This is a genomic window from Roseiflexus castenholzii DSM 13941 (genome assembly GCF_000017805.1).
GTDB lineage: Bacteria > Chloroflexota > Chloroflexia > Chloroflexales > Roseiflexaceae > Roseiflexus > Roseiflexus castenholzii.
This window is the reverse complement of sequence record NC_009767.1, coordinates 2,582,388-2,603,469: the sequence shown is the minus strand read 5'-3', so window position 1 is coordinate 2,603,469 and position 21,082 is coordinate 2,582,388. Positions and strand designations below refer to the sequence as shown.

The following is a 21,082-nucleotide window of genomic DNA, read 5'->3' as shown; positions in this document are numbered from 1 at the left end:
GATTACCCTGCGAGCAACGCCTGCCCGCCTGCATCGAGCAGTTCTTCCGCCAGCGCCGATCCCAGACCGGCAGGGTCCGATGCTGATCCGCTCCGCATACCGCGCACCATACGCCCGTCCAGTGCGCCGATCATCCCGTACAGCAGCAATTCATCGCCTTCGAGGAGCGCCAGCGCTCCGACCGGAACCCGGCAACCACCACCGATACGCGCCAGAAATGCGCGCTCAGCCGTGATCGCGGCGCGCGCTGCCGGATCATCGAGCGGCGCCAGCAGACGCAGCACCTCATCATCGCCGGCGCGCGCTTCGACGCCGATAATTCCCTGCCCAACCGCCGGTATCAGCACATCTGGTTCGAGCAGTTCCGTAATAACCTCTTCGAGACCCAGCCGCTTCAACCCGGCTGCCGCGAGCACGATGGCATCGTACTGCCCTTCACGCAACTTGCGCAACCGCGTATCGACATTTCCGCGCAGATCGAGCAGCGTCAGATCGGGGCGCAGGGCGCGCAACTGACAGGCGCGCCGCAGGCTGCTCGTGCCAACGCGCGCGCCATGCGGCAGGGAAGCAAGCGTCATGCCCGGCTGCGCCACCAGCGCATCACGCGGATCGGCACGGCGCGGGCAGACAGCCAGGGTCATATCGGGAGGCAGCGTCGAGGGCAGATCTTTGGCGCTATGAACCGCCAGATCGACCCTGCCAGCGCGCATCGCCTCCTCGATTTCGACGACGAACAGTCCTTTATCACCGATTGCATTGAGCGGACGGTCAAGAATAATGTCGCCGCGCGTCGTAATCCGTTCAACAGCAACGGTCAATCCCGGATGCGCCGCCTGCAACGCATCGCGGATCATGTGCGTCTGCACCAGCGCCAGTTTGCTGGCGCGCGTGCCAATGGTCAGCGAATTTCTCATAGACGCTTTCCCAGCGCAGCACGAAGCAGCGCCACCAGCACGTCCACAAACTCATCATCGGCGTTCGGCATTCGAATGCGGCGGAGCGTCATCCCCAACTCCGCAGCCTTCTCTTGCGCCTCGTGGTCGATGTCCCACAGCACCTCGAGATGGTCGGCAACGAACCCGAACGGCGCGCTGATCACGGCGCGCACCCCTTCGTTGTGCAGTTCTTCCAGGTAATCGAGAATGTCGGGACCCAGCCACGGTTCGCCGGTCATCCCCGCGCTCTGATAGCAGAGACGCCAGTCGGTCAAGCCCAGCAACGCCGCGATGCCGGACGCACTCTCACGCAGTTCGTCGGGGTATGGGTCGTTCCACGACAGAATGCGCTCCGGCAGACTGTGCGCACTGAAGAGAACCAGCGCTTCGTTGCGCAGATCAGGAGGCAAGGTGACGCGCGCCTCCGTGATGCGATCTGCAATCAACCGCCGGAATCCTGGATCATCGTGCCAGCGTTCGATGAATGTCACCTGGAGCGGCTGCGGAAGCGCGCCATTCGCTTCGTCAAGGTACTTGCGGTAGCCGCCGACGCTCATTCGAGAATAGTGGGGCGCAAGAACGAGCGCCACAACCTCGCGCACCCCATCGCGCGCAATCCGTGGCACAGTTTCGGCAATAAATGGATGCCAGTGCTTCATGCCGACATAGACGCGATACCGACCCGGCGATTGCGCATCGAGCCGCGCCTGCAACCGGTCGGCCACAGCGAAGGTCAGGTCCTTGAGCGGCGTGCGTCCACCAACCAGCCGATAGCGTTCACGCAGGTTCGCCACCGCCTCCGGTGATGGCGTGCGCCCACCACGAATGTGGGTAAAGTACGGCTCGACATCGTCGAGACTCTCCGGCGTGCCATAGGCAAGCAAAAAAATACCCGTTGGCGGTGCGTGATCAGTCATAGGTTTCTTCCGCTGAATACTCATGAACGAACTCAGCCAGACGACGCACAGTATCAACCGGCGTTTCGGGCACGATCCCGTGCCCCAGGTTGAAAATATGCCCTGGACGACTGGCCGCGCGGTCGAGAATATCGGCGGCGCGACGACGGACGTCGGACCAGGGCGCCAGGAGCGTGTGCGGGTCGAGGTTGCCCTGAACCGCGACGCCAGGACCAACCTGCGCCCACCCATCATCAAGATAGATGCGCCAATCGAGACCAATGACATCCGCGTCGGTCTGACGCAACATACCGAGCATACCCGACATGCCGACACCGAAGTAGATAATTGGCGGCGGCGGAACGACCCCACAACCGGCGCGCACATTAATGATACATTGCTGCACAAACGGCAGCACGTATTCGGCATAATCGCCGGGTGCGAGTGCGCCTGCCCAACTATCGAAGAGCTGCACCGCATCGGCGCCAGCCTCAATCTGCGCAATCAGGTAGGCGCTCACCTGGGTTGTCAAACGCTCCATCAGATCGCGCCATGCCTGCGGTTCGGCATACATCAGCGCCTTCGTCAAGCGATGATCCCGCGACGATCCTCCCTCGACGGCATACGCCGCCAGCGTGAACGGCGCGCCACTGAACCCAATGAGCGGCGCGCGCTCTTCCAGTTCACGTTTCACCAAACGGATCGCCTGGATCGTGTACGCGACCGTTTCGCGCGGATCGGCGTCGCGCAGGGCGGCAATGTCGGCGGAGGAGCGCAACGGATTGTGAATGACCGGACCTTCACCCTGCTCATAAGTCAACTGAAGACCGATCCCTTCGAGCAACGGCAGAATGTCGGCGAAAATGATCGCTGCATCGACGGGGAAAGCAAGGAGCGGCTGCATGGTGATCTCGGCAGCCAGTTCCGGCGTTTTCACCATATCGAGAAAGCCGTAGCGTTCGCGGATCGCGCGATACTCCGGCATATAGCGCCCTGCCTGGCGCATAAACCAGACCGGCGTGGCATCGGTTGGCTGGCGGCGACACGCCGCCAGAAAGCGATGAAGCGTCATAGATTATCCAATCAGCGCCAGCGCGTCGCGTAGAGGATAATGAATGGCAGTAATGATCGGCGTGTCGCGCAGCGTATAACGGCGCGCTTCGGTCGCGCGCAGATCGGTGACCAACTGGCTGAACCGCGGCAGGTCCTCGGTTTCATACGCAACGACAAACTCCTGATCGTCGATCCCGGTTGCATACAACAGCACCTGCCGGATGTCGGCATACTCGTGACCAACGCGCATATGCTCATTCATCATTCCCTGACGGGCATCACGGCTCATGAGGTACCATTCGGTTGTTTTGCTGAACGGATAGACAATCAGGTAGGTCTGGCGATCATTCAGATCGATCGCCTGCTCTTGACTGGTGGGGCGGCGGGTGTAGACCGAGGAACGGGTATAGCCAAACAATTGATATGAAATCTCGCTATAACACCCGATGCCACTCCTCAGCAGGCGCGCCGTCATCTCCTGCATCAATTTGGGATCGACGCCACGCCGCCAGAGGAGGAGATCGACGCCGATCTTCAAGCCGATGCCGCTGTACGCCCAGGTTGTGATCGAGGAGGCATACTCCTCCACCACACCGGCGAACGCCTCGCGCCCTTCGGCTCGCGCCGTATGCGGCAAACGACGCCATGCAGGATCAACCTTGAACGCAGTGAACTGCACAAACCAGGGAATTGCGGAAGCAGCAGCGTGATCCTGATCAGCCATACCTTCGTATCCTCTCCAGGCACATATGTTATGTCACTTTCGCAGAAGGGTGAACCGTGGCATCATCGATATTGAACAATCGCCGCACTGCCGACACCAATTCGCTACCCGCCTCCGGATCGCGCAGCGCCACAATCGGCTCGTGCAGCAGTTTATTGATAATCGCCGTGCTCAGCGCGACCACCGTTTCGCGCTGTTGCGGCGAGAGTTCCGGGCAGCGCGCCAGCGCCCGCCGGATTTCGGCGTCGCGGATGGCTTCGGCGCGCTCCCGCAGAGCGCGGATGGTCGGAACCGCCTGTTGCGCCACCCACCACTCCATGAACTTCGCCACTTCGCCATCGATGATCGCCTCCGCACGTTGCGCTTCGGCAGCGCGCATGGCGCGGTTGGTCACACAGATCGGTTCGAGCGCATCCACATCGTAGAGGTGCACGCCAGGTATCTCCACCACACGCTGATCGATATCACGCGGCACCGCAAGGTCAAAGAGGAGCAACGGAACAGAACGCCCGACTGCGGCGCGTTCCACCATCTGCCATGACACCACGATACCCGGCGCCGACGTACAACTGACCACCATATCGCTCATCGCCAGCGCATCGCTCAGATCGCCCCATGGTCGCCATGCGACGCCATACCGCTGCGCCAGCGCGCTGGCCCGCGTCTCCGTGCGATTGATAACAGTGATGGCGGAGCACCCTTCGGCGATCAGATGTTTCAGCGTCAGTTCTGCCATATGCCCGGCGCCGATGACCAGCGCACGCCCCTGCTTCAGCAGATCGGCGTGCTGGCGCAGGGCATCGATTGCAACCGACACCACCGACACATGACCGGAAGCAATGCCGGTGTGGGTGCGCGCGCGCTTCCCTGCCGCCAATGCTCCATGGAGCACCCGATGGAGCACCGGACCAATCGCCCCAGATGCGTGCGCAATGGCAAGCGCCTCCTTGATCTGCCCGACGATCTGATCCTCGCCAAGCACCATCGAGTCGAGACCGGCAGCCAGACGATAGAGATGGCGCACGACTGCTTCATTGTGATAGATGTAGAGTGAAGGGACGAACACCGCCTGATCAACGCCACGTTGTTCCGCGAGGAACGATTTCAACGCCGCATCGCCCCCCACGCTGTCGTGTGTCACAGCGCACACCTCAACCCGGTTGCATGTCGAGAGGATGATCCCTTCTTCGACATATCGACGCAACGCCAGGAGCGCGTCGGGCAACTCACGGAGGCTGAATGCCAACCGCTCGCGCACCGTCACCGGCGTATTGCGCTGATGCACACCGATCAGGGTTATGTGCATAGCCGATCACCTCACTCTTGTTGCTCATACCCGGTGATCGCTCCCAGCAGCACTGCGTCCATGAAACGATCGATCCGCGCATGGAGAGCGACCGCCTGATCCAGGTCGTTCGGTTGAGTAATGCCGGGCACCGGCATCGCCAGTCGCGCAAACGAGTTGCGGAAGAACAGAAACGCCTGCACCGTATCGTGCATACTGACGCCGGCATCGCGCGTTTCGCGCCCATAACCACTACCGATTACGCGCGCTTCATTCAGAAACCGTTCGTCCTCCTCCTGACGGTTGATGTACTGGATCAACAAACCCAGCAAACGTTGCCCGAGACCACGCATACGGTCGGCATTGGAATGCGTCATCAAGCGCGAGTGCCAGTCGGCGCGCGCCATGGCGTGCGCGTCGAACCGCAGGAACGACAGCGGCGCCGGCGTGGAGGGGGAGACGTGCGGCTGCGCTTCTTCCATCACTTTCAGCAGCCCTGCCCGCGAAAAACGACGATGACCGCCGAGGGTGCGCTTCATCGGCACCTTTCCGGCATCCCCCCAACGGCGCAGTGTCGATGCCGCCACGCCGAGCAATTCACTGGCTTCTGTCAGCGACAGCCATTCGTCGTCGATTGGTCTGGCGTCGATCATCGCAATACCATGTTACAATTTTCACAATATATTGCAAGTTGAGAAACCTTTACTTTTCCATCACCGGATAGCGAGCGGTCGCAACCACATCGAGCGCCCGACGCGCCGCCTCACGCCCCTGTTTGATGCAGTCGGGCACGCCAACGCCACGATACGCGGCGCCGGCCAGCAAAAGACCCGCCGGACAAAGCGCCTCGAGCGCGGCGATTCGTTCCAGATGCCCGACATCATACTGCGGGTTGCCGTTATGCCAGCGATACACGCGCGTCAGCAGCGGCACGGCGGTGATGCCCAGAACGGCGCGCAGATCGGACTGCGCCATGCGCACCAGGTCGTCATCGTCCCGCGCCAGCAGTTCTGGACGACGCGATCCGCCGACGAAGCAGCGCAGCAACAGATACTCATCGGGCGCGCGATGGCGAAACTTAACCGAGGAGAGGGTGCATGCATTAATCCAGGTCTGTTCGCTGCGCGGAATGACCAGACCATAGCCATCGAGCGGCGTCCCGACCTCACTGCGCCGGTAGACCAGTGAGACCGTGGCGGTCGAAACGTACCGGATGGCGCGTAACGCATCCGCCAGCGCCGGGAACGATGCACCGACGAGGTCAGCAGCGGCGTAGGATGGCGTCGCCAGAATGACGGCATCGGCATCCAGCGTGGCGCCGTCGTCCAACCACAGACGATAGGGACGCGCAGCGGTTGTATCACAGGTGAGCGCCATCACCCGGCGGTTGGTCAGGATACGCGCCGTGAGACGTTGTTCCAACCGCTCGACGAGCGTCCCCATGCCGCCGCGCAGCGTCATGAAGGGCGACTGATGCGCTGAAGAGGGTGACGCGGTGCGCCGCGCTGCAAGCATGCCGCGGATCAGACTGCCATGGCGTTTCTCCAACTCGCGGAAGCGCGGAAAGGTCGCCAGAATGCTCTGGCGTTCGCACTCAGCGCTGTGAATGCCGGAGAGGATCGGCTCCGCCAGACGATCAAGCGCCTCATTCCCCAGGCGACGGCGAATAAAGTCGGCGAGCGTCTCATCGCCATCGTCACGGCGCGCCGGAACGAACAAGTCGAGCGCCATACGAAGTTTTCCAAGGGGAGAAATCAGCGGCGAGAAGGCAAAGGGTGCGATGCGTGTGGGGACGATCAGGAGCATGCCTTCGGGGAGCGGTTGCGGTCGTCCACGGATCAGCACCCATGTCGTGCGGCGCATCGGCGAGGCGACCATCAACTCGTCACCCAGACCGATCTCACGCGCCAGTTCGGCAGCCCATGGTTTCTGCGCCATGAACGAGTCGGGTCCGCCTTCGATGACGAAGGGTCCGTTGCGCTCGGTGACGACCTTGCCCCCTAAACGCGCCTCACGCTCGATGAGCGTGACCATCACCGGCGGCGCCCCGTCGCGCGTTGCGCGCCCCAGTTCATATGCCGCGCTCATGCCGCTGATCCCGCCGCCTACCACAACGATGTGCGGTTGACCGCCCGGGAACAGCGTTGCCGCCGATGTCGAATGCATCGCGGTCATGGATGTATCGATTCTAGTCAAATCTGATCAAATCCGCGCTCACTATAGTAGATATGACACGTTAAGTCAAGGTTTACAAAGGTGACACATTGCATACGCAAGAGCAGGACGGACGCAAGATGCAGCAAGGCAGGCGTCCCCCGGTGGGCGCTCGCAGGGAGACAGGCACGCGGCGCGAGGGGTCGAATACCAATGACGATTGACGATGCCGCATGCTGGTCATTCCGAGCACAGCGACGGGTCATTCCGCGCGCCGCGACGGGTCATTCCGCGCGCAGCGAGGAATCTGCGCGGGTCGCGCACGACCCCTCGCGCTGCTCGGGGTGACCATGCCGGATGGTCACAGGGAATTGGTAGAAGATACGAAGGTTGCCCGTTGCACGTGATGCGTCTAAACCCTGACCTTTTGGTCCCTGGTTCTTGCTTCTCGGTTCTTGCTTCCCAGTTCTCAGTTCTTGGTTCTCATCCAAAGATTCGGGTATAATGATCTCGTCCCCACGGCAATGGCAAACGTGCAAAGGAGCAGAAAGGAGTTTCCCAATGGCGGCAAAGAACATCTTGATGCTCGTTGGCGATTACGTCGAGGATTACGAAGTTATGGTTCCGTTCCAGGCGCTTCAGGCGGTTGGTCACACCGTCCACGCCGTCTGCCCCGATAAGAAGGCAGGCGATAAGGTACGCACGGCAGTTCACGATTTCGAGGGAGATCAGACGTACAGTGAGAAGCCGGGGCACAACTTCGCACTCAACGCAACATTCGCCGAAGTTCGAGCTGAAGACTACGACGCACTCGTGATCCCTGGCGGACGCGCGCCGGAGTACATCCGCCTGAACGAGAAGGTGCTGGACATCGTCCGCCATTTTGCGGCTGCCAACAAGCCGATTGCCGCCATCTGCCATGGCGCGCAGGTGCTGGCTGCGGCAGGCGTCCTGGAGGGCAGGTCATGCTCTGCATACCCGGCAGTTGGTCCTGACGTTAATCGCGCCGGGGGGCGGTATGTCGATATTCCATCCAACAAAGCGCATGTCGACGGCAACCTGGTGACGGCGCCCGCCTGGCCCGCGCATCCTGAATGGATTGCGAAATTCCTTCAGGTGTTGGGCACGAGGATCGAACTGTAGGAATCATCAGGAAGGTCATGGTAAAGATGTTGCATCGCAACGTCTTTACCATGTGTTCTCCGATACGTTGGCATGCACCGTCTCTACCCCGTAGTGTTTATCATCCCGCCTTATACCAATGACGATTGAAGATGCCGCATGCTTGTCATTCCGAGCCCTTCGCTTCGCTCAGGGTAAACGCAGCGAGGAATCTGAGCGGGTTGCGCACGACCCCGCGCGCTGCTCGGGGTGACCATGCCGGATGGTCACAGGTCATTGGTATTACCGGCCAGATAGCGGCGCGCGGTTTCGGCAAGAATAGCCGCGCCGATCGGCAACGCGCGCTCGTCGATGTCGAAGATCGGCGTATGATGCCCACGGCTCACACCATCATCGATGGCCGCGCCAAGCATGAACATCGCACCAGGCGCTTTCTGCGTCATATAAGCGAAATCCTCCGCACCCATACCGGTGCGACTGCGATCAATCGCATCAGCGCCGATCAGATCGGTAACAGTTGCCGAAATCCAGTCGCTCACTGTGGCATCATTGTGTCCGGCGGGATAGCCGCGCTCGATTTCCAGCCGATAATCGCCGCCAACGGCGCGCGCGACGGCAAAGGCGCGCTCCACCTCGACAAGCAACTGCTCACGCACCTGCGGATCGAAACTGCGCAGTGTGCCCTCCAGATACACCTCAGCGGGAATAACGTTCGACGCCGTGCCGCCGCGCACAACGCCAAGGCTCACGACTGCCGGGTGCATCGGGTTGACACGACGCGCAACGATTCCGTGCAGCGCCTGCATCACCGGCAACAGCATCCAGAGCGGGTCCGTTCCCAGATGCGGATAGGCGCCATGTCCGCCGCTCCCCGTGATCCAACCACGAAAACTATCAACCGCCGCTGAACTCGCCCCCTCACGGATGGTGATTTTTCCCACCGGCAACCCGGAGTCGACGTGTAACGCGATAACGTGATCGACGCCATCGAGCGCGCCATCGTTGATCATCCGGGGCGCGCCACTGAGACCCTCTGCATCTTGCGCTTCCTCGGCAGGTTGGAACAGAAAGCGTACATTGCCGCGCAGATTGCCGGCGGCGAACTCCTGCTTGAGCAGGTGCGCAACGCCGAGCAGGATGGCGGTATGCGCATCATGCCCGCAGGCGTGCATCACACCAGGATTCTGCGAGGCAAACGGCAACCCGGTCGCTTCGTCGATTGGCAGCGCGTCCATATCGGCACGGATGCCGATCGTCGGTCCATCTCCGGTTCCCAAATGCCCGACGACGCCAGTTTTGCCGACGCCAGTGCGGATGTCGATGCCGCCGATCTCGCGCAGCGTCTCCGCAACCAGTTGGGCAGTCCGCACTTCCTGGAACGCAAGTTCAGGGTGCGCATGAATGTCGCGGCGCAGGCGAACGATTTCAGATGCGATAGCGTTGGCTTTGTCGAGCATAACCGTTTCCTTTCTAACCAACCGAGACATGAATCGCATAGGCGTTGACAATAACTTCCGCCAGATCGCCATCCAGCGTCAATTCCAGACGATACGTTCCGGGTTCCGACGGGATCAGGCGCAACCGCTCGATCTCCATTGTCATACAGTCGGCGGGCAATGTGAAGGATCGCTCGACAGTCGCCAGCACTGCATCGCCAGGACCAACCAGGCGCGCGGTCGCCGTCACCGCCAGATCGCGGTGAGCGTCGTTGACCACATAAACCGGTAAATCGAGCGTTTCATCGAGAGCGATGGCTTCTTTTTCCAGCACGGTGAAGATATAGTGCGGACTGAACGCCAGGCGCATTGCCTCGTATGACCGTTTCGGAACGCGCCAGTAGTCGATGATCGACCAGGAGACCGAAGGATTGGCATCATGGAACATGAATGGCATCATGCCGCCAGTTGGGCGATACTTGCGCAAACGCAACCGATCAATATAGTGGCGGTTGACCTTAATCTGATACTCCTGCGACATCTGCACCAGTTCTTCGAGCGAACGTGCCGCGCGCCAATCGTACCAGTGCGCCATAATGTCCGCCTGAAACTGATGACGCTCAACCAGACGCTGCCAGTCGATGCGCCTGATGTCGGCGTCCATGAACCTGACGCAACTCTCGACATTCGGGAAACTCTGCGCGCCAAACTCGGTGACAAAGCGCACCAACTGCGGGAAGCGCCGGATCAACGGCTCCCACGCTTCGAGGCGCCCATAGATTGTGTACCAACCATAGTAGAAATGTGTACTGGCGCCGGCGCGAATGCCCGGAATGGGAAACTCGTTCGACGAACGCACCACCGGTCGTCTGCCGTCTTCCCGTTCGACCACCCGCTTCAACTCGCTGTCCATCACATCGCGGTTCCAGCTGAAGACGAACATTGATGCATACGTGCGCACGCGCGTCAGCATCCGTTCATCGCGGGTATCAACGACGTACACCGGTTCGTTGTGCATACACCAGAGCGCCACCGAGGGATGGTTCCCCAACAGACGCACCATAGCGCGCGCCTGACGGCGGGCTTCGGGCAGCACATCACGGCGGTAGAGCCAGTGGAGCGGGAAATCCTGCCAGAGCAGCATGCCCATCTCATCGGCGGCGTCGTAGAGCGCCGGATGCGCAATATGTCCATGCACCCGCAGCATGTTCATATGGCACGCACGCGCCAGGCGCAGGTCCTCGAGACACCGTTCGCGCGTCGTCGTTGCAATGCGCACATCGGTTGGCGGATAATTGTTCCCCTTGATGAAAAAGCGGGCGCCGTTAAGATAGGGTATCCAGTCGTGCAACTCGAACGTGCGGATGCCGAAACGAACGGTGCGCGAGTCCGAAACCACACCGTCACAGAGAACCTCGAGCGTGACCGCATACAAATCCGGCGCTCCCATATCGTGGGGCCACCAAAGATGCGGGTCGCGCACCAACAACACCCCGACAATCTCGTGTTCCCCGGCTGCCAGCGCGCGGCGTTGCTCAGTCGTCTGCACCGCTCCCGCAAAGTTGACCGGCGCAAACGTCCAGCGCAGCGTCACGTCACGCGCCACGTCTGCGTCGAAGACGGCGCGGAAGCGCAATTCCGCCAGCGTCTCGCCAGCCGCTTCGGTGTGCAGCAGCAGATTGCGCACCCGTACCGGACCGGCGGCGATCAGTTCGACCGGCAACCAGATGCCACCGGGGTTGGCGAGCGGGTCCATGCAGTCCCAGTGCGAGAAAATGCCGGTGATCAGGCGCTTGCCCGATTTATTGGCTTCATCGGGGCACTCGACCTCAACGACGATCTCGTTCTCCGACGCGATCCAGGCGGTCACCTCACGCTCATACGGCTCGAAATACCCCTCGTGACGCCCAAGATCAACGCCGTTGAAATAGGGCTGCGCCCAGTAAAACACACCATTGAAGCGCAGGAAATACCGGATTGGCAGTGATTGCGCGGTTGTGCCTGCCAGCGCATCTGGCAGGCGGAAGCGCCGGCGGTAGACCATACATCCCGCATAGCGCTCCAGCAGCGGATGCTGTTGCCAATGCGCCGGAATCTCCTGGGTCAGCCATGTGTCATCGTCGGTTGGGTAGAATCCCTGACGAAACGCATTGACCGGCAGTAGTTTCCATGCGCCATCAAGCGACAGAACGGCGGGAAGATTCGTCATGCATGTGCATCGATCAAGTTTCAGAACGCCGGTTTCAGGGTGGCGCCATTCTAGAGGATAGAACGCAGCATGTCAATCGCTGCGTGGTACAATGCGAGACAGTGACAGTCATAACCAATGACGATTGAAGATGCCGCATGCTTGTCATTCCGAGCCCTTCGCTTCGCTCAGGGTAAACGCAGCGAGGAATCTGCGCGGGTCGCGCAAGACCCCTCGCGTTGCTCGGGGTGACCATGCCGGATGTTCACCGGTCATTGGTATCACCTACCAGGGAGGCGCCATGTCGGGAAGTCTGAAGTCAGGGCTTCTTTTTGCACTCATCAGCATCGTTGCCGTGGTCGGTTTCTCCTTCATTCCCGCAGTAGGCGTGTTCTGCTGCGGTCCGCTGGCATCGATGGCATTGGGCGCGCTTGCCGGATACATCGGAGTGCGCTGGAGTGGTCCGACGGCAGGAGTAGGCAGCGGAACGCTGGCAGGCAGCGTGGCAGGAGTCGGCGCACTGATCGGGTCGGTCATTTTTTGGGTAATCGCCATCATTATCGCGCAGAGTGACCCGGTGCTCCTCGATCAGATCATCAGGCAGATCGAGGAGCAGCAACCGGCTTCCGGGCTGACCGGCGACGACATTCGCAACCTGATCACCATTATGGGACCGGTGATGGGGTTCTGCGCCGGTCTCATTCATCTGCTATTCGCAGCCTTACTCGGTGCACTTGGAGGATGGCTGGCAGTACGTCAACGACCGCAACCGCCGATGACGCCGCCAGCGTATACCGTGGGTTGAAGGCTACAGACTGGCGCGCAACGCCGTCTCAAAGATTGCCAAACCCTCATCGACCTGCGCTTCGGTCAGCACGAGTGGCGGGCAGAGGCGGATCGTCGAAGCGCCACAGGTCAGGATCAGCAGGCCGCAACGGAACGATTCGTCCATCACGCGCTGCGCCAGCACGCGCGCTGGCTCGCGCGTTTCTCGATCCATAACGAGTTCGACGCCGATCATCAGTCCTCGCCCGCGAACATCGCCGATCACCTCGTAGCGTTGCTGGAGATTGCGCAAGCCCTGCATCAAGTATGTGCCGACGCGCGCAGCATTCGCAGCGAGTTCGTGACGCACCAGATCGAGCACTTCGTTCGCCGCAACGCATGCCAGTGCATTCCCGCCAAATGTATTCCCATGCGATCCCGGCTCCCACAGCGAGGTCCATCCTTTCCGCGCCACAATCGCGCCAATTGGCACGCCGCCGCCCAATCCTTTGGCAGTCACCAGAATATCCGGGATACAGCCGATGAATTGTGCCCGGCCACATACTGTGCATGCGCCAGAAGCATCGGAGGGGCATTCCTGCTCGAATGCCCACATCGTTCCGGTGCGCCCCACGCCGCTCTGCACTTCATCGAGGATCAGCAGAATGCCGTACTGATCGCACAGCCGGCGCAACCCGCAGAGAAATCCCGGCGCCGGAACCACATAGCCTCCTTCGCCCTGAATCGGCTCGACCACGATGGCAGCAATGTCGCGCGGCGGCGCCACAGTGCGAAAGAGGGTATCCTCGATGTACGCCAGGCACGCTTCAGCAACGCGCGACGGCTCGACACCGAGCGGCGGGCGGTACGGATTGGCATAGAAGGCGTGAAACGTGCCGGGAACCAGCGGAAAGTAGCCGCGCCGTTGCACCGGTTTCGAAGCGGTCAACGACAGCGCACCGTAGGATCGTCCGTGAAATCCGCCAAAGAAGGCAATAATCCCCTGGCGACCGGTGGCGTAGCGCGCCAGTTTGATCGCCGCCTCGATCGCTTCCGTGCCGGAGTTCGCCAGAAACACCTGCCACTCGTGTTCGACCGGCATGGTAGCAACCAGTTTTTCGCCCAGCGTCACCATTGGCTCGTTGTAGAAATCGGTTGCTGCCATGTGAATGAAGCGGGCCGCCTGTTCCTGAATAGCGCGCACAATACGGGGATGTGTATGCCCTGCGGACACGACGGCGATCCCGGCATTGAAATCCAGGTAACGGGTCCCATCGACATCCCACACGTCACATCCTGAGCCACGCTCCATCACAAACGGGTACACCCGACCCATACACGGTGCAAAAACTTTCTGATCGCGGGCAACCAACGCTGCGGCGCGCGGACCGGGCCTATCGGCGTGCATGGGTAGAGACGTATTCAACAACGAAAAAGCCATACAGTACTCCTGTTTGCTCCAGACAACACCTGCCCGTGATGGGCCGGTCTCAGACCGGCCCCGACATATGGCGCCCATCGCCCTGGGCCGGTCTCAGACCGGTCCCGACATGCCCCGACATATGGCGCCCATCGCCCTGGGCCGGGCTCAGACCGGTCCCGACATGCCCCGACATATGGCGCCCATCGCCCGGACCGGTCTCAGACCGGTCCCGACATGCCCCGACATATGGCGCCCATCGCCCTGGGCCGGGCTCAGACCGGCCCCGACATGCCCCGACATATGGCGCCCATCGCCCGGACCGGTCTCAGACCGGCCCCGACATGCCCCGACATATGGCGCCCATCGCCCGGACCGGTCTCAGACCGGCCCCGACATGCCCCGACATATGGCGCCCATCGCCCGGACCGGTCTCAGACCGGTCCCTGCTTCACCACATTCTCCAGCCGCAGTTGTGCAAACACGATCCGACCGGTCTGCGTCTGATAGACGCGCGTGACAATCGTATCCACCTCGCGCCCAATCAGACGCCGCGCGTCTTCGACCACCACCATCGTGCCATCTTCCAGAAACGAAATCCCCTGTTCACGCTCACGCCCAATATCGCGGATTGTCACACGCAGGTCCTGACCGGGAATGACCGGCGGACGAACGGCGTCTGCCAGATGGTTCAGGCTCAGAACCCTGACCCCCTGGAGTTCCGCAACGCGCCCAAGGTTATTATCATTCGTAATAATCGGGCAGCGATACTGGCGCGCCAGAATGACGAGTTTCTCGTCCACGTCCATAGTGCCGGGAATGTCGGCGTTCAGCACTTCCACGGCGCTATTCATTTGTTTCTGCATCGTGTTCAGAATCTCAAGCCCGCGCCGCCCTTTCATCCGCCGCAGTTCATCGGCAGAGTCCGCCAGCGATTGCAACTCGTGCAACACGAAGTCGGGCACGACCAATGTTCCATCGACAAAGCCCGTCTGCGCTACAGCCGCAATGCGTCCATCAACAATGGCTGAGGTATCAATCAGATACCGACGCGGCGGCTGGATAGCATCGCCGACCTGTTGCGACCAGGAGAAGGTTCCGCGGCGCGAGGCGAGGAGCATATCCGCAATATCTTTCTTACGGTTGGAGAAGAGGATCGCACCAAGATACGCCAGCGCACCGGCAGCGACGATTGGACCAAACTGACCGAGCGGCGGCGGCAGTTGCGCCAGTGGAACAGACAAGAGCACGCCAAAAATCAGCCCAACCAGCGCCCCGAATACCAGCGCCGTCAATTCGGCAATCGAGACGCTTCGCATATGACGAATCAGATCACGAACCGGCTCGACCGTCCAGCGGTGGGTGGTCAACAGACCCAAGCCGGCGCCTGCCAGCGCCAGCAACTGGGTCGCCAGGACCTCAATCTCGGTTGGAGGTTCACCCGATAGCGTGATGCCAATGCGAAAACCTGCATACCCCAGCGCGAACATCCCGATCAGGCGAACGATAAAATTAAGACTGATTCTCATGAGTACCGGTATCACAATCACGCAACGCCGTTTCAATTGCATCGGCAAGCGCACGCGCTGTGATCACGCCAAGACCCTCGATACACGGCAGATGGGCAGTTTCCGGACACAACGCGCAGGTAAAGCCCAGTCCCGACGCTTCGGTAAGGCGTCGTTCCAACTGCCCGGCGCTGCGCAACTCCCCTGCCAATCCGACCTCACCGACCATGGCCAGGTCCTGGCGCACACGCATATTGCGGAATGATGACGCAATTGCAACCGCGACCGCCAGATCGACTGCTGGTTCATCGATACGCAGACCGCCGACAATGTTAACATAGACATCCTGATTGAACAATGGCAAGCCGACCCGTTTGGTCAGCACCGCAACCAGCATCAGCAACCGGTTCATATCGAAGCCGTTCGCAGTGCGGCGCGGTTGCGCGCCGGCGCTGTGCGCCGTCAATGCCTGCACCTCAACCAGGATGGGGCGCGTCCCCTCCATCGTCACTGCCACTGCCGAGCCGGGCGCATTGACAGTACGCTCGGAGAGAAACGCCTGCGAAGGATTCGGCACTTCGCGCAATCCATGCGCCGTCATCTCAAAAACGCCGACTTCATCGGTCGAGCCAAAGCGATTCTTAACGCCGCGCAGCAGGCGATACTGATGAAAGCGATCTCCTTCCAGATACAGCACCACATCGACGATATGCTCGAGCACACGCGGTCCGGCAATCGCCCCTTCTTTCGTGACATGACCGACGAGGAACATCGGAATGGCGTGTTCCTTGGCAACGCGCAACAGGCGTAGCGCCCCTTCACGCACCTGACTGACGCTCCCCGCAGCAGAGCTCAATTCTTCCAGGTAGACCGTCTGGATTGAGTCGACGACCACGAGCTGCGGTTTGATTGCCGCAACCTGGTCGAGAATGGCATTCAGATTGGTTTCGGAGTAGACCAGCAGACGTTCCGGTTCCAGACCCATGCGCGCAGCGCGCAGTTTGATCTGCTGAACAGACTCTTCCGCTGAGACATACAACGCTGGACCGACATGGTCTGCAAAATGAGCGGCAACTTGCAGAAGCAGGCTGCTCTTGCCAATCCCTGGTTCGCCGCCGATCAGCACCACACTCCCAGGCACCAGACCGCCGCCGAGCACCCCGACGAACTCGCGTCCCAGCACTGGCAGGCGCGTAAAACCGCCGATAGCGACATCACGCAACCCAACCGGACGACCCTGGAAACCGGAAGTGATGGCGCGACTGCGAGAAGCCGCATCGCGCCGTTCAGTCTGCTCAACCAGGCTGTCCCATGTGCCGCAATCCGGGCATCGTCCCATCCAGCGCGACTGCTGCGAGCCACACTGCTGGCAAACGAACACGGTACGCACTTTAGTCACTGCTATGCTCCCTTCAGGCAGGAATACCTGTGCATTGCAAAAAGAGACGTTGCGTGTAACGTCTCTTCTGCAAGGGATAAAACGTCTCTGCTGCTGTAGATCATCGGACGCCACGCCCTGCTTCATTGCACGAGCGGCGCTCTGGCGCTCATCTGTTCCATTATATCACGAGATTGTTGCGACCCGCCAAAAAACCGAGCCGAAGCAGATCTGAACGACTGCTTCGGCTCCGGGATCAGAAGGGATGCCAAACGATCCGAAATCAACCAGAGACCTCGACCGTCTCCGTTTCGACAGCATGCACCTCCTCAACTTCACGCGCCGGGCGCAGGCGGAGGTACTGTTCACCGTTGTCCAGCGTCGCCACATCGACGAGCACCTTATCGCCGGAACGGAAACGACCTTCCAGCACGCCCTCCGAAAGCGGATCCTCGATCAGGTTGGTAATGATACGACGCAACGGGCGCGCGCCATATGCCGGATCATAGCCGCGCTTCGCCAGCAGATCGCAGGCTTCATCGGTAATCTCGAGCGTCAGGTTATGCTCCTTGAGTTGCTCCTGCACCCGCTTGAGCATCAACCGCGTGATCTGCCGGATCTCTTCGTTCGTCAGCGCATGGAAGATGATCGTCGCATCGATGCGGTTGAGGAATTCGGGGCGGAACAACTGCTTAAGCGCATCGTCCACCTTCTTGCGAATATCCTCGTTGTCGAGTTCGCTGCCCGCGCTATACCCGGAGAAGCCAATGCGCGATGCGCGTCGGATGTGCTCGGTGCCGACATTCGAGGTCATGATGATAATCGTATTGCGGAAATCGACCCGTCGCCCTTTGCCATCCGTCAGGTGACCGTCCTCTAACACCTGAAGCAGCAGGTTGAAGGCATCGGGATGCGCCTTCTCGATCTCATCGAAGAGCACCACCGAATACGGCTTACGCCGCACCGCGTCGGTCAACTGACCGCCCTCACCATACCCCACATAGCCCGGCGGCGAACCGACCAGGCGCGAAGTTGTGTGGCGCTCCTGGAACTCAGACATGTCAATCTTGATCAGGTGCTCCTCCGAGCCGAACATGAATTCGGCGAGCGCCTTTGCCAGTTCAGTCTTGCCGACGCCGGTGGGACCGCAGAAGATAAACGAGCCAATTGGTCGCTTGGGGTCCTTAAGCCCGGCGCGCGCGCGACGCACCGCTTTGGCGATGGTCACAATCGCCTCGTGCTGCCCGACGATGCGGCTGTGCAGATATTCTTCCATCTGGAGCAGACGGGTCGTTTCGTCCCCCTTCAGGCGTTTGACCGGAATACCGGTCCACATCCCGACGACTTCGGCAATATCCTCTTCGGTGACATACGGACGCTCCATAAGATGAGCATCGCTGCCAATGCCGAGTTCGGCTTCAATCTTCTGGATACGCGCCATCATGCGCTCTTCACGCTCGCGAAGGTCGGCGGCAAGTTCAAACTGTTCATCCTCGATTGCCGCCTCACGCTCCTTTCGAATCGCCTCCAGACCGCGCAATGCATCGCGCAGCGAGGGCGGGGTCGCCGAGCGTGTCATACGAACACGCGCTGCCGCCTCATCGATCAGGTCAATCGCTTTATCCGGCAGGAAACGATCAGGCACATAACGCGCCGAGAGGTGCGCCGCCGCCTTGATCGCCTCATCGGAGATCTGCAACTGATGAAAATCCTCGTAGCGGCTCTTGATACCGCGCAGAATCTCGATCGTCTCTTCCTCAGTCGGCTGCTCGACCATCACCGGTTGGAAGCGCCGTTCGAGCGCCGCGTCGCGTTCGATATACTTGCGGTACTCATCGAGCGTCGTGGCGCCAATCGTCTGCAACTCGCCGCGCGACAGCGCTGGCTTCAGAATATTGGCAGCGTCGAGCGTGCCTTCGGCGCCGCCCGCGCCGATAATGGTATGGAACTCATCGATAAACAGAATGCAGCGGGTTTCCTTGATCTCATCGACGACGCGCTTCAGGCGCTCCTCGAACTGTCCACGATACTTGGTGCCCGCCACGAGCGCGCCCATATCGAGCGTCACCACCCGCTTGCCCTTGATGCTGTCCGGCACCTCACCGGCGACGATCCGCTGCGCCAATCCTTCGACAATCGCCGTTTTGCCGACGCCTGGCTCGCCGATCAGCGCCGGATTATTCTTCGTGCGACGACTGAGAATCTGAATCACCCGCTCGATTTCGTGCTGGCGACCGATCACCGGATCGAGACGCCCGGCTTCTGCCATCTCGGTCAAGTCGGTGCCGAGCGCATCGAGATAGGGCGTCTTACTCTGGCGCTGCGACGACTGCGATGAACTCGACGACACAGCCCCGGGACGCTCGACACCCGCGCCGGCCCCCTGACGCAGCACGCGCATCACATTCGTGCGCACCTGCTCGAGTGACACTCCCAGGATATCGAGAACGCCGGTCGCCACGCCTTCACCATTGCGCACCAGACCGAGCAGCAGGTGTTCAGTGCCGATATAGTGATGATTCAGGCGTTTGGCTTCTTCGACCGCATAGGCAATCACCTTCTTGGCGCGCGCGGTGAGATCCTGATCCTGCCGTGGCGGGCCCTCCCCGTGACCAACAATGAACTCAACGGCATGGCGCGCCTGCGCGAGCTTCACGCCAAGCTCATCCAGCACACGCGCCGCAACGCCCTCACCCTCACGGATCAGACCGAGGAGAATGTGCTCGGTGCCAATGTAGGGGTGATTGAATGCACGCGCCTCTTCGGTGGCGATTTGCAACACCTGTTTGGCGCGTTTTGTAAACTTATCGTATACCCGCTCGGACATAGCAGTTCTCCCTAGCGCTTTACAACCAGGAATTCAAAACTGGAAGCCTGGAGTCGCCGCATACGCACCATCCGGGCGCTAACCGCGCTCACTCGTCAGCATCAGACTCCTCTTCTTTGTCGGATGACTGATGCGCGATCTGATCGTCGGATGACTGGCGCATGCTCAAACCGATGCGCTTCCGCGCCGGATCGATACGGATGATGCGTGCCTGGACCGCATCGCCTTCCTGCAACACATCGCGCGGATGCTGGACCCGTCCATCACCCATTTCAGACACATGGATCAGCCCTTCAACCCCGTCCTCAATCCGCACGAATGCGCCGAACGGCGCCAGTTGCGTCACGACACCCTCAACCATCTGGCCAATGTGATACCGCTCGCCAACCGTGGCCCACGGCTCGTGCTGGGTACGCTTCAGCGAGAGCGCAATCCGTTTACGCTCATTATCGATACTGAGCACATACACCTGCACTTTGTCACCCGGCTTCAGAATCTCGCTCGGATGCTTGACCCGGCTCCAGGAAAGTTCCGAAAGATGCACCAACCCATCGGCGCCGCCTATATCGACAAACGCGCCGAAGTCACAAACGGATGTGACGACGCCCTCCCGAACATCGCCTTCTTTCAGCGCCGACAGCAACTCACCTTTGCGCCCTTCGCGCACATCCATTGCAGCCTGGCGTTCCGAGAGGATCAACCGATTGCGATTACGATTGATCTCGATCACCTTCAACGCCAGCGTCTGCCCCACCATGCGCGCCATCTCCGACTGCTTCTGCGCCTCGGAGCCGCGACCGATGCCGCTGACCTGCGAGGAAGGCACAAATCCGCGCACACCATCGAGATTGACAAGCAGCCCACCTTTGTTGTAGTTAATCACTTTTGCTTCGATAATCTCGCCGGTCTCATAACACTGCTGTAAGCGACGCCAACTCTTCTCCTGACGCGCCCGATCGATCGAGAGCGTCGCTCGACCTTCTTTGTCCTCGGATTGAACAACAAAGACCAGCAGCGGATCGCCCGGTTTCAACGCCGCTCGATCATCGTCAGAGAGCGACTGCATCTCTCTGGCCGGCACCACACCCTCGGCTTTGGCGCCGATGTCGACCAGAATCTCATCGCGACCGACGCGCATGATGATGCCATCGACCGTATCACCATATTGAAGATTGCGGTAGTCGTGAGCAGGGTTGGCGAGGAACTGCTCCATCAATTCCCGGTCGTCACGCTGATCGGCTGACTGGCCATTCGCAGCGTCGCCGAACGATTGGGCAGCGTTCGTCTGTTGATGGTTTGTGGCAGCCTGTTCTTGCTGTTCCATGCCCTTTCCTTATCCCGGCGGCAAGTGGCAGTGTGCGCCAGAGGGCGAATAGATGCGCGGGACTTTG

Annotated in this window: 16 protein-coding genes; 2 read left to right on the top strand and 14 right to left on the bottom strand. The window is 60.5% G+C overall.

What is annotated here, in order from left to right; all coding sequences use genetic code 11:
* Window positions 1-2 precede the first annotated feature (2 nt).
* Genes hemC through hemG form a run of 7 tightly spaced genes read right to left on the bottom strand, consistent with a single transcriptional unit; the run spans window position 3 to window position 7,068 of the window.
* Window positions 3-914, bottom strand: a complete 912-nt coding sequence (gene hemC, locus RCAS_RS10425) for a hydroxymethylbilane synthase (RefSeq protein WP_012120542.1) — start codon at window positions 912-914, stop codon at window positions 3-5.
* Entirely contained in the window at window positions 911-1,852 is a 942-nt protein-coding gene (gene hemH, locus RCAS_RS10420; protein WP_012120541.1) for a ferrochelatase, read from the bottom strand. Before hemH ends, hemC begins: the two co-directional genes overlap by 4 nt.
* A complete protein-coding gene (gene hemE, locus RCAS_RS10415) occupies window positions 1,845-2,903 on the bottom strand; it encodes a uroporphyrinogen decarboxylase (protein WP_012120540.1) in 1,059 nt (352 codons plus the stop codon). The genes hemH and hemE overlap by 8 nt, the downstream gene beginning before the upstream one ends.
* 3 nt (window positions 2,904-2,906) lie before the next feature.
* On the bottom strand, window positions 2,907-3,608 hold the full coding sequence (locus RCAS_RS10410; RefSeq protein WP_012120539.1) for a chlorite dismutase family protein: 702 nt from the start codon (window positions 3,606-3,608) through the stop codon (window positions 2,907-2,909).
* A gap of 28 nt (window positions 3,609-3,636) precedes the next feature.
* On the bottom strand, window positions 3,637-4,914 hold the full coding sequence (gene hemA, locus RCAS_RS10405) for a glutamyl-tRNA reductase (RefSeq protein WP_012120538.1): 1,278 nt from the start codon (window positions 4,912-4,914) through the stop codon (window positions 3,637-3,639).
* An 11-nt stretch (window positions 4,915-4,925) separates the two neighbouring features.
* Window positions 4,926-5,546 (bottom strand): MerR family transcriptional regulator, encoded by a 621-nt coding sequence (locus tag RCAS_RS10400; RefSeq protein WP_012120537.1) that lies wholly within the window; start codon window positions 5,544-5,546, stop codon window positions 4,926-4,928.
* A gap of 49 nt (window positions 5,547-5,595) precedes the next feature.
* Window positions 5,596-7,068, bottom strand: coding sequence for a protoporphyrinogen oxidase (hemG, locus tag RCAS_RS10395; protein WP_012120536.1), 1,473 nt, complete (start codon window positions 7,066-7,068; stop codon window positions 5,596-5,598).
* 540 nt (window positions 7,069-7,608) lie between these two features.
* Here hemG and RCAS_RS10390 point away from each other — a divergent pair.
* A complete protein-coding gene (locus RCAS_RS10390; protein WP_012120535.1) occupies window positions 7,609-8,190 on the top strand; it encodes a DJ-1/PfpI family protein in 582 nt (193 codons plus the stop codon).
* A 245-nt stretch (window positions 8,191-8,435) separates the two neighbouring features.
* Here the strand turns inward: RCAS_RS10390 and RCAS_RS10385 are convergent, their stop codons facing one another.
* Both RCAS_RS10385 and RCAS_RS10380 read right to left on the bottom strand, forming a co-directional pair.
* Entirely contained in the window at window positions 8,436-9,626 is a 1,191-nt protein-coding gene (locus RCAS_RS10385; protein ID WP_012120534.1) for a M20 metallopeptidase family protein, read from the bottom strand.
* A 13-nt stretch (window positions 9,627-9,639) separates the two neighbouring features.
* Window positions 9,640-11,814, bottom strand: a complete 2,175-nt coding sequence (locus RCAS_RS10380; protein ID WP_012120533.1) for a glycoside hydrolase family 2 protein — start codon at window positions 11,812-11,814, stop codon at window positions 9,640-9,642.
* Between the two features lie 280 nt (window positions 11,815-12,094).
* Between RCAS_RS10380 and RCAS_RS10375 the strand changes: the two genes are divergently transcribed.
* A complete protein-coding gene (locus RCAS_RS10375) occupies window positions 12,095-12,598 on the top strand; it encodes a hypothetical protein (protein ID WP_012120532.1) in 504 nt (167 codons plus the stop codon).
* A 3-nt stretch (window positions 12,599-12,601) separates the two neighbouring features.
* Here RCAS_RS10375 and RCAS_RS10370 read toward each other — a convergent pair whose 3' ends face one another.
* From RCAS_RS10370 to rpsA, 5 genes are all read right to left on the bottom strand, one after another.
* Window positions 12,602-13,999 (bottom strand): acetyl ornithine aminotransferase family protein, encoded by a 1,398-nt coding sequence (locus RCAS_RS10370; protein WP_012120531.1) that lies wholly within the window; start codon window positions 13,997-13,999, stop codon window positions 12,602-12,604.
* Between the two features lie 413 nt (window positions 14,000-14,412).
* A complete protein-coding gene (locus RCAS_RS10365; RefSeq protein WP_012120530.1) occupies window positions 14,413-15,507 on the bottom strand; it encodes a PIN/TRAM domain-containing protein in 1,095 nt (364 codons plus the stop codon).
* The gene (radA, locus tag RCAS_RS10360; RefSeq protein ID WP_012120529.1) at window positions 15,491-16,885 is read right to left on the bottom strand and encodes a DNA repair protein RadA; all 1,395 of its coding nucleotides are present in this window, start codon (window positions 16,883-16,885) and stop codon (window positions 15,491-15,493) included. Before radA ends, RCAS_RS10365 begins: the two co-directional genes overlap by 17 nt.
* Before the next feature lie 262 nt (window positions 16,886-17,147).
* The gene (locus RCAS_RS10355; protein WP_012120528.1) at window positions 17,148-19,691 is read right to left on the bottom strand and encodes an ATP-dependent Clp protease ATP-binding subunit; all 2,544 of its coding nucleotides are present in this window, start codon (window positions 19,689-19,691) and stop codon (window positions 17,148-17,150) included.
* 88 nt (window positions 19,692-19,779) lie between these two features.
* A complete protein-coding gene (gene rpsA, locus RCAS_RS10350; protein ID WP_012120527.1) occupies window positions 19,780-21,015 on the bottom strand; it encodes a 30S ribosomal protein S1 in 1,236 nt (411 codons plus the stop codon).
* Window positions 21,016-21,082: the final 67 nt, after the last annotated feature.